The sequence below is a fragment of the Streptomyces sp. NPDC004561 genome, from assembly GCF_053602155.1.
In genome coordinates this window covers 1-328 of sequence record NZ_JBSGDB010000311.1, presented here as the reverse complement: position 1 = coordinate 328, position 328 = coordinate 1, and the positions used below count along the sequence as shown (strand labels likewise).

The following is a 328-nucleotide window of genomic DNA, read 5'->3' as shown; positions in this document are numbered from 1 at the left end:
CCGGCTACCGGGTGGTCCACAACGAGCCCGTCCTCGACGGGCTGACCGGAAGCGTGCGCGCGGTGCTGGAGCGCTGCCTGGCCAAGGACCCCGCCGAGCGGCCCGGAACGGACGAGCTGGTACGGGAGTTCGCCGAGGTCCTGCCGGAACCCCCGACCGGCGAACCGGGGAAGCTGATGCCTGGGCTGCCCGCGTCGCCCGCCGGTCCGTCCCTCGACGGCCTTGCGACCGCCACCGGCCGCCACCCGCGGTGGCGCCGAGCGCGGACGCTGCTGGCCGCATCCGGCGTGCTGGCCGTGGCACTGACCGGCTACCGGTGCCTACGGCA

1 pseudogene is annotated in these 328 nt (G+C 75.9%); it reads left to right on the top strand.

Annotation, left to right across the window (positions count from 1 at the left end):
* A pseudogene (locus tag ACWEN3_RS31475) lies at nucleotides 1-328 on the top strand (serine/threonine protein kinase); the annotation flags it as partial.